At 69.1% G+C, this 9,099-nt stretch carries 14 protein-coding genes; all 14 read left to right on the forward strand.

All coding sequences use genetic code 11. The annotated features are described in order from the left end of the window. Window positions 1-36 precede the first annotated feature (36 nt). The gene (gene secY, locus VNF07_05195) at window positions 37-1,329 is read left to right on the forward strand and encodes a preprotein translocase subunit SecY (GenBank protein ID HVB05625.1); all 1,293 of its coding nucleotides are present in this window, start codon (window positions 37-39) and stop codon (window positions 1,327-1,329) included. Continuing rightward, the gene (locus tag VNF07_05200) at window positions 1,330-2,037 is read left to right on the forward strand and encodes an adenylate kinase (protein HVB05626.1); all 708 of its coding nucleotides are present in this window, start codon (window positions 1,330-1,332) and stop codon (window positions 2,035-2,037) included. After that, window positions 2,034-2,774, forward strand: a complete 741-nt coding sequence (gene map, locus VNF07_05205; protein HVB05627.1) for a type I methionyl aminopeptidase — start codon at window positions 2,034-2,036, stop codon at window positions 2,772-2,774. The genes VNF07_05200 and map overlap by 4 nt, the downstream gene beginning before the upstream one ends. Window positions 2,775-2,934: 160 nt before the next feature. Continuing rightward, window positions 2,935-3,159, forward strand: coding sequence for a translation initiation factor IF-1 (gene infA, locus VNF07_05210; protein ID HVB05628.1), 225 nt, complete (start codon window positions 2,935-2,937; stop codon window positions 3,157-3,159). 61 nt (window positions 3,160-3,220) lie between these two features. Next, complete coding sequence (gene rpmJ, locus VNF07_05215) at window positions 3,221-3,334, forward strand: 50S ribosomal protein L36 (GenBank protein ID HVB05629.1); 114 nt, start codon at window positions 3,221-3,223, stop codon at window positions 3,332-3,334. Between the two features lie 3 nt (window positions 3,335-3,337). Then, window positions 3,338-3,715, forward strand: coding sequence for a 30S ribosomal protein S13 (gene rpsM / locus VNF07_05220; GenBank protein ID HVB05630.1), 378 nt, complete (start codon window positions 3,338-3,340; stop codon window positions 3,713-3,715). Further along, complete coding sequence (rpsK, locus tag VNF07_05225) at window positions 3,716-4,120, forward strand: 30S ribosomal protein S11 (GenBank protein HVB05631.1); 405 nt, start codon at window positions 3,716-3,718, stop codon at window positions 4,118-4,120. Between the two features lie 20 nt (window positions 4,121-4,140). Continuing rightward, window positions 4,141-4,767 (forward strand): 30S ribosomal protein S4, encoded by a 627-nt coding sequence (rpsD, locus tag VNF07_05230; GenBank protein ID HVB05632.1) that lies wholly within the window; start codon window positions 4,141-4,143, stop codon window positions 4,765-4,767. 34 nt (window positions 4,768-4,801) lie between these two features. Further along, entirely contained in the window at window positions 4,802-5,743 is a 942-nt protein-coding gene (locus tag VNF07_05235; GenBank protein HVB05633.1) for a DNA-directed RNA polymerase subunit alpha, read from the forward strand. After that, the gene (gene rplQ, locus VNF07_05240) at window positions 5,743-6,096 is read left to right on the forward strand and encodes a 50S ribosomal protein L17 (protein HVB05634.1); all 354 of its coding nucleotides are present in this window, start codon (window positions 5,743-5,745) and stop codon (window positions 6,094-6,096) included. The genes VNF07_05235 and rplQ overlap by 1 nt, the downstream gene beginning before the upstream one ends. 22 nt (window positions 6,097-6,118) lie before the next feature. After that, a complete protein-coding gene (locus tag VNF07_05245) occupies window positions 6,119-6,715 on the forward strand; it encodes a hypothetical protein (GenBank protein HVB05635.1) in 597 nt (198 codons plus the stop codon). Then, a complete protein-coding gene (gene truA, locus VNF07_05250; GenBank protein HVB05636.1) occupies window positions 6,712-7,548 on the forward strand; it encodes a tRNA pseudouridine(38-40) synthase TruA in 837 nt (278 codons plus the stop codon). Before VNF07_05245 ends, truA begins: the two co-directional genes overlap by 4 nt. Before the next feature lie 260 nt (window positions 7,549-7,808). Beyond that, window positions 7,809-8,324, forward strand: coding sequence for a heme-binding protein (locus VNF07_05255; GenBank protein ID HVB05637.1), 516 nt, complete (start codon window positions 7,809-7,811; stop codon window positions 8,322-8,324). Window positions 8,325-8,376: 52 nt separating this feature from the next. Further along, window positions 8,377-9,033: a GntR family transcriptional regulator gene (locus VNF07_05260; protein HVB05638.1), complete on the forward strand. Its 657-nt coding sequence runs from the start codon at window positions 8,377-8,379 to the stop codon at window positions 9,031-9,033. The last annotated feature ends 66 nt before the right edge of the window (window positions 9,034-9,099 follow it).

The following is a 9,099-nucleotide window of genomic DNA, read 5'->3' on the forward strand; positions in this document are numbered from 1 at the left end:
GCCGCTCGTGCGACGCAGCGCCCGCGGGGGCTTCTGATGCCAGGCACGATCCGAAACATCTTCCTCGTCCGGGACCTCCGCAACAAGGTCCTGTTCACGCTCTTGATGATCGGCGTCTACCAGCTGGGGGCGAACATCCCCGTGCCGGGCGTCTCCTTCACCAAGATCGAGACCCTCGCCAAGACCTCGAACTCGGGGCTGCTGGGCTTCCTCAACCTCTTCTCCGGAGGCGCGCTCGCGCGCGCCGCGGTGCTCGGTCTCGGGATCATGCCGTACATCACGGCGTCGATCATCGTGCAGCTCCTCGGCACGGTGATCCCGAAGTTCGCGGAGTGGCGGGAGCAGGGCGCCGTCGGCCAGCGCAAGCTCACACAGGCGACCCGCTACCTCACCGTCGCGCTGGCGCTGATGCAGTCGTCGGGCATCGTCTTCCTGCTCCACTCGGGTCAGCTCTTCTCGTCGAGCGCGACCACCTCGACCGACCTCATCCCCGACTTCAGCGCGCCGCACGTGCTGTTCATCATTCTCACCCTCACCGCCGGCACCGCCTTCGTGATGTGGCTCGGAGAGAACATCACCCAACGCGGCATCGGCCAGGGGATGTCGATCCTCATCTTCTCCAACGTCGTCGCGACGATCCCCCTCGACCTCGACTACATCAAGGAGTCCAAGCACGCGGCCGGGGTGGTGATCATCATCCTCGTCTGGGCGCTCCTGCTCGTCGCGATCGTCACCGTCGAGCTCGGCCAACGGCGCATCCCCGTGACCTTCGCGCGGCGCGTCCAGGGGCGGCGGATGTACGGCGGGCAGAGCACCTACATCCCGCTCAAGGTGAACCAGGCGGGCGTGATCCCGATCATCTTCGCGAGCTCGCTGCTCTACATCCCGGTGCTCCTCTCCTCGGTCCTGCCGTGGGCCGGGGTGCACAACTGGGTGACGAACAACCTGCTCTCGCCGACCAACGGCGTCTACCTCATCCTCTACGGCCTGTTCATCGTGGTCTTCACCTTCTTCTACGTGCAGGTGCAGTTCGACCCGTACCAGCAGGCGGACACGATCAGGAAGCAGGGCGGCTACATCCCGGGCATCCGCCCCGGGGCGCCGACCGAGGCCTACCTCTCGCACATCCTCAACCGCATCACCCTCGCCGGCGCGTTCTTCCTCGCGGCGGTGGCGCTTATCCCTTCGGCGATCCTCGCCGCCTGGCACATTCAGGGCATCCCGTTCTTCGGAACCACGCTGCTCATCAGCGTGGGCGTCGCGCTGGAGACCAACAAGCAGATTGACAGCCAGCTGACGATGCGTAATTACGAGGGCTTCCTCCGCTAGGTGCGACGGGGCGCGCGGCTCATCGTCCTCGGAAAGCAGGGCGCGGGAAAAGGGACGCAATGCCTGCGCCTCTCGCACCACTACGCCATCCCGCACATCTCGACCGGCGACATGCTGCGCGCCAACGTGCGGGCCGGGACCCCCCTCGGCCTCGAGGCTCGCCACTACATGGACGCCGGCGACCTCGTCCCCGACGAGCTGCTCCTCAAGATGGTGGGGGAGCGCCTCGAGATGGACGACAACGACGAGCGCGGCTTCGTCCTCGACGGCTTCCCGCGGACCCTCGTGCAGGCGGAGAAGCTCGACGAGCTCCTCCAGCCCGTCTCCCTCGACGCGGTGGTCAACCTGCACGTCTCGACGCGCGTCGTCCTCGCGCGCCTCTCGGCGCGCCGGGTCTGCGCGGACTGTGGGGCGAACTACTCGACGGCGAACCGCCCGCGCGTCGACTGGATCTGTGACGTCTGCGGCGGCGAGGTCATCCAGCGCGAGGACGACACCGAGGCCGCGATCCGCCGCCGCCTCGACCTCTACGAGGAGGAGACCGCCCCGCTCATCAACCGCTACAAGGCCAAGGCCCTTCTCTTCACGGTGCGCGGCGACGGCGAGCCCGACGAGATCACCGAGGAGATCGTGACCGGCATCGACGAGCGCCTCGACGCCGCCGACGGCAACGAGGGGTCGGCAGCCGCCGAGGGGGACGAGGATTGATCCGCAGCCCGGAGGAGATAGCGAAGATGCGCAAGGCGGGCCGCGTCGTCGCCGAGATCATCGACAAGACGCGCGCCGCGATCCGTCCCGGGGCGACCACCGCCGACATCGACCGGGTCGCCCGCGAGGTGATCGAGCGCCGCGGCGCCCGCTCGAACTTCCTCAACTACCACGGCTTCCCGGCGGTGATCTGCACCTCGCCGAACGAGATGATCGTGCACGGCATCCCTGGCGACTACCTGTTGAAGGACGGCGACATCATCTCGATCGACCAGGGGGCGATCATCGAGGGCTACCACGGCGACGCCGCCTACACCGCCGGCGTCGGCGAGATCAGCCCGCTCGCGCGGCGCCTCATCGAGGTCACCGAGGCCTCCCTCGAGGCGGGTATCGAGGAGATGCGCCCCGGCAAGCGCCTGCACGACATCGGCCGGGCCGTCCAGGAGGTCGCCGAGCAAGCGGGCTTCTCGGTGGTGCGGAACTACGTCGGGCACGCGATCGGCACCGCGATGCACGAGGAGCCGCAGGTCCCGAACTACTGGCCGGGGACGCCGGGCCCGAAGCTGAAGGTGGGCAACGTCTTCGCGATCGAGCCGATGGTGAACGTCGGCGGCCCCGAGACCCGCGAGCTCGCTGACGGCTGGTCCGTCGTCACCGCGGACGGCAGCCTGTCGGCGCACTTCGAGCACACGATCGTGGTCACCGACGACGGGCCGGAGGTGCTCACCCGCCCGTGACGGAGCGCCTGCTCAGGCGCTATGATGACTCTTCGCCTCTTGCGGCGCTTGTAGTGCGCGCCGCCGGGGCAACGAAACGGTACCCCCCGGAAGCACTTGCGGGGATCAATGAACCGACCGACGAGGACTCCGCGTCCCTGTCGTGTCCAAGGAGGACGAACTGCCGAAGCCGAAGGAAGACGCGATAGTGCTCGAAGGCACCGTCTCCGAGCCGCTGCCGAACGCCATGTTCCGCGTCGAGCTCGAGAATGGCCACAAGGTGCTCGCCCACAGCTCGGGGAAGATGCGCATGCACCGCATCCGCATCCTGCCGGGCGACAAGGTGCAGGTCGAGATCACCCCCTACGACCTCAGCCGCGGACGGATCACCTACCGCTACAAGTAGCCGCCGAGCATCTGACGGCGTCAGCCCTGCCGGAACGGCAGCTACCCCGAGGGATTTCGAGATGAAGGTACGACCGAGCGTGAAGCCGATGTGCGAGAAGTGCAAGACCATCCGCCGCCATGGGGTGGTCATGGTGATCTGCGAGAACCCGCGCCACAAGCAGCGGCAGGGCTGATCGATGGCGAGACTCTCCGGCGTCGACATCCCCCGCGAGAAGCGGCTCGAGATCGCGCTCACCTACATCTACGGCATCGGCCCGACCAAGGCCAAGGAGATCTGCGCGGCCGCGGAGGTCAACCTCGACACCCGCGTCCGTGACCTCACCGACGAGGAGGTCGCCCGCCTCCGCAGCTACATCGACGCCAACCTGAAGGTCGAGGGAGACCTCCGCCGCGACGTCGCCCAGGACATCAAGCGGAAGATGGAGATCGGCTCGTACCAAGGGATCCGCCACCGCCGGGGCCTCCCCGTGCACGGCCAGCGGACCCACACCAACGCCCGCACCCGCAAGGGGCCGAAGAAGACCGTCGCCGGGAAGAAGAAGGTGCGCAAGTAGATGGCGAGACCCACAGCCCGTCCCGGCGGCCGCAGGCCGCGCCGGCGTGAGCGCAAGAACGTCACCCACGGCGTCGCGCACATCAAGAGCTCGTTCAACAACACGATCGTCTCGATCACCGACCACGAGGGCAACGTGATCGCGTGGGCCTCCGCCGGTAACGTCGGCTTCAAGGGTTCGCGCAAGTCGACCCCCTTCGCCGCCCAGATGGCCGCCGAGCAGTGCGCGCAGCGGGCGATGGAGCAGGGCGTGCGCCGCGTCGACGTCCTCGTGCGCGGCCCGGGTTCCGGTCGCGAGACCGCGGTGCGCTCGCTCGCCGCCACCGGCATCGAGGTGACCGGCATCAAAGATGTGACCCCCATCCCGCACAACGGCTGCCGCCCCAAGAAGCGGCGCCGCGTGTAGCGGCCGAAAAGGAGACGAAGATGGCCCGCTACACCGGACCGGTGTGCCGCCTGTGCCGCCGAGAGAAGGTCAAGCTGTTCCTGAAGGGACCGAAGTGCGAGAGCACCTCGTGCCCGGTGGAACGCCGCCCCTACCCCCCGGGTGACCACGGTCGTGACCGCACCCGCCAGGGGTCGGAGTACCAGACCCAGCTGCGCGAGAAGCAGAAGGCGCGCCGTATCTACGGCGTCTTGGAGGTGCAGTTCCGCAACCTCTACGAGGAGGCGAACCGCCAGAGCGGCATCACCGGCGAGAACCTGCTGCGCATGCTCGAGCTACGCGTCGACAACATCGCCTACCGGGCCCGCTGGGGCTCGTCGCGCAACCAGGCCCGCCAGCTCGTCACCCACGGCCACATCACCGTGAACGGCAAGCGCGTCTCCATCCCCTCGGCGCGGGTGCGCATCGGCGACGTCGTCGCGCTGAAGCCCGCCGACGAGGAGATGATCGTCGTCCGGCAGAACCTCGACCTCGTCGACCGCCAGGTCCCGAACTGGCTCGAGGTGGGCGAGAACGCCCTCAACGTCACTGTGCGGAGCCTGCCGGTCCGCGAGCAGATCGACACCCAAGTTCGCGAGCAGCTCATCGTCGAGCTGTACTCCAAGTAACCCAAAAAGCGGAAGAAGCGAGGAGCAACCCCTGATGCTCATCATCCAGCGGCCGACCGTCGAGGCCATCGACGAGGAGGAAGGCAACCGGCAACGGTTCGCCATCGGACCGCTCGACCCCGGATTCGGTCACACGCTCGGCAACTCCCTTCGTCGGACGTTGCTCTCGTCGATCCCCGGCGCGGCGGTCACCCAGGTCCGCTTTGACGACGCCCTCCACGAGTTCACCTTCCTCCAGGGGGTGAAGGAGGACGTCTCGGACATCATCTTGAACCTGAAGGACCTCGTCATCACCTCCGAGTCGGACGAGCCGGTGACGCTGCGCGTCGACGTGCGCGGCCCGGCCGAGGTGACCGGCGCCGACCTGAAGGCGACCTCGGACATCGAGGTCCTGAACGCCGACCTGCACCTCGCGACGGTGAACGCCAAGGGCCGCCTCGCGATGGACGTGACGATCGAGCGCGGCAAGGGCTACGTCTCCGCGGAGCGGAACAAGCAGTCCTCGACGATCGGCGTGATCCCCGTCGACTCGATCTTCTCGCCGGTGCGCCGGGTCTCGTTCACCGTCGAGCCGACGCGCGTCGAGCAGTCCACCGACTTCGACCGCCTCGTCCTCGACGTCGAGACCGACGGCTCGCTCACGCCGCGCGCCGCCCTCGCCTCGGCCGGCCAGACGCTGCGCACCCTCGTGCGCCTCGTCGCCGAGCTCACCGAGGACGCCGAGGGGCTCGAGCTGGGCGACGTCGCCACGACGACCTCCGGCTCGCCCGACCTCGACCAGCCGATCGAGGACCTCGACCTCTCCGAGCGTCCCCGCAACTGCCTGAAGCGCGCGCAGATCAACACGATCGGCGAGCTCATCGAGCGCACCCACGACGACCTGCTGGCGATCACGAACTTCGGCCAGAAGAGCCTCGACGAGGTCATCCAGCGCCTCGACGAGCGCGGCCTGTCGCTCGCAGGCGGCGGTTACTGATGCCGGGCACCCCGAAGAAGGGGCGCCGCTTCGGCGGCGACGCCGCCCACCAGAAGGCGATGTTCGGCAACCTCGTCGCGAGCCTCATCGCCGCCGAGGCGATCGTCACCACCGAGGCCAAGGCCAAGGCGCTGCGACCGATCGCGGAGAAGATCATCACCAAGGCGCGCGACGGCGGAGTGCACAACCAGCGCCAGGTGGTCGCCTACATCCGGGACAAGGACATGGCGCACAAGCTCTTCGCCGAGATCGGCCCGCGCTACGCGGACCGGCAGGGCGGTTACCTCCGGATCCTGAAGCTCGGCCCGCGCCCGGGGGACAACGCCCCGATGGCCCGCGTCGAGTTCGTCTGACCAAAGCACCCGGCGCCTCCCGGTGAGCGAGGCGCGCATCGACTTCGGCACCCCGGCTGCCTGCCGTGGCGCCGACGTCGGCCAGCTCAGTCGGCTCCTCTGTAGCGCCGCGAGGGGGCACGCCACCCACGCCGTGATCTCTCCCGACGACGCCGGGGTCGCGCCCCGCCTCGTCGAGTTCTCGCACGTCAGCTCCGCGAACGGCAAGGTTGACCTCGACTTCCCCGCCGCCGAGCTCGCCGGCTTCCCAGAGGCGGTCCACTACGAGGTGCCGCCACCTCTGACGACGAGGCAGATCATCGCCAGCAACCTCGCCGGCGGCCGCTACGGCCTCGGCTTCCAGATCCCGCCGCTCGCGGCGCGCGAGGTGGTCCCGCCGGGGGAGGCGCCACTCGACGCCTACACCAGGGTGCAGGCCACCGACGGCCCCGCCGGGCGGCTCGACGGCGTCATCGTCGAGATGACGAGCGGAGCGCTCGTCGCCCTCGTCGTCCACCACGGCCACCTCTTCTCGCGGCGCCAGGTCGCGGTGCCGATCGCCCTCGTCACCGACTACGGCGACGGCATCTCGCTCTCGGTCACCCGCGAGTCCCTCGACGACGCCGCAAGAGAGCTTTGAGCGAGGCCGCGCCGCAGCTCGCGCCCCAGCCGGTGCGCGTCGTCCTGCACTGCTCGTACGACGGGAGCGGCTTCCACGGCTTCGCCACCCAGCGAGGGCAGCGCACCGTGCAGGGGGCCCTCGAGGCGGCGCTCGAGCAGATCACCGGCGCTGCCGCAGAGACCGGCTGCGCGGGGCGCACCGACACCGGGGTGCACGCCGTCGCGCAGGTGGTGCACGCCGATGTCGATCCCGCCTACCTCGAGCGCCTCGGCCTCGCCGCCGAGCCCTTCGCCGAGGTGGTGCCGCTCAGCCGTTCGCTCTCGAAGATCCTCGCCCCCGACGTCGTCACCCGGCGCGCCTTCGTCGCCCCGGAGGGCTTCGACGCCCGCCGCAGCGCGACTGCCCGCCGCTACCGCTACGTGATCGACTGCGGCGACCGTCGCGACCCGCTCTACCGCGCCGCCTCGTGGCACCTCCCGGGGGAGCTCGACCTCGCGGCGATGCGCGTCGCGGCCGATGCGCTCTGCGGTGAGCACGACTTCTCGGCGTTCTGCCGTCAGCCGAAGGGGCGCGAGCCGGGTCCGCTTCGGCGGCGGGTGATCGGCACGCGCTTCACCCGCGACGACGCGCTCGTCTGCTTCGAGATCGAGGCGAACGCCTTCTGCCACCAGATGGTGCGCTCGATCGTGGGGATGCTCGTCGCCGTCGGCCGCGGGCGGCGGACCGCCGCCGAGGTGGCGGCGCGCCTGCGCGCACCTGACCGCGGCGGCCTCCCCTCACCGGCGCCGGCGATCGGCCTCTGCCTGATTGCGGTCGAGTACCCCGAGCACCTCGGCGGGGCCGTGCGCTGAGCAGCACTTCGGAGCCTCCCCGTCGGGGAGGTCTGTGGCGGAGGGCGCGGCACCCGCCCGGTGCGGCGAGCGCTTTGCCCTGGTCGTGCCGCCCGGGACGAAATGCGCCCGCGTGCGATTGGGACGAGATCGCCGCCCGCCCGCGGGCTCGCTCGGGTCGCCCGCGCAGCGCCGCGCTCCCCAACGCCCAGTTGGTCAGCACGTGACTGTATATTGGATGCATTGATATTGGATGCATTGAGGGACGAAGGGGTGACGCCGTGATCGAGCAGCGGGTGCTCAGCCTGCAGGACGCGCGTCGGGTGATCGACGCCGTGATCGCCCACGCGGAGCAGCACGATCATGACGGCATCGCGGTGTTCGTCGTGGACAAGGCCGGTGACATCATCGCCTCCGCGCGCATGGACCGGCGCTCGGCGCGTTTCGGCAAGGCGGCGCACCGCAAGGCCTACACCGGCGCGACCTTCGAGCGCGACACCGCCGGTGTGATCAAGTTCTGGAACGAGCAGGAGCAGCGGGGCCATCGGGGTCCGCACGACTGGAACGACCCGATGGTCACCACCCTCCCCGGCGGCATGGTGGTCGCCTTCGGTGACCAGGTGGTCGGCGGGATCGGGGTTGCCGGCGGCAACGCGCACATCGGTGACGAGGAGTTCGCGGACGTCGCCTTCGCCGCGCTCGGTGAGGGCTTCCACCACTACATCGACTGGCCGCAGCGGGTCCGGCGTGACACCTCGGGCGCGCCGTCCGACGGACAAGACAGGGCGCGCTCCTAGCTCTCGCACGGGACCTGCGAATTCAAAGAGTCTTGGCATCGAGGGAGTACACGTGACCCAGTTCGTACGGCCGATCACGGCACACGAGGCGATTCTCGGCGAATTGCGGCGGCTGATCGTCTCTCGCGAGCTCCCCCCCGGCAGCAAGATCATCCAGGAACAGCTCGCGAACCAGCTGGGCGTGAGCCGCGTGCCGGTACGCGAGGCGCTGAAGCTCCTTGAGGGCGAGGGGCTGATCCGCACCGAGCCCCATCGCGGCACGTACGTCGTCGAGGTCTCGCCCGAGGAGCTGCTCCAGATCGTGCAGCTGCGGGGCATCATCGAGACGGACGCGCTCGCGGTGTCATTGCCGGCGATCGGCGACGACGAGCTGGGGACGATGGAAGCCTGCCTGGCGACGATGGACGCGGCCGCGGAGGTCGGCGACTCGCGCAGCCTCGGGCTCGCGAACCGGCGGTTTCACCTGGCGATCGTCGAACCGTCGGGTTGGGACCGCTACATCCGGCTGCTCAACCAGCTGTGGGACAACTCCGAGCCGTACTGGTCCTACACGAGCTCGGACCCCGAGGTGCACGCGCGCCGGAAGGCCGAGCACACTGCGATCCTTGCGGCGGTGCGCGCCCGCGACCTCGCCCTCGTCGCGGAGCTTCTCGACGCGCACCGCATGGATGCGATCGAAACCACCATGGAGAGGCTCACCTCGCGCTGACCCGGCCGGCTGATTTCGGCCGGATCGCAGTGCGTTGACATTTAATACCGTAAACCGTATCCTGTA

This window comes from Acidimicrobiales bacterium, assembly GCA_035533595.1.
Taxonomy (GTDB): Bacteria; Actinomycetota; Acidimicrobiia; order Acidimicrobiales; family Bog-793; genus DATLTN01.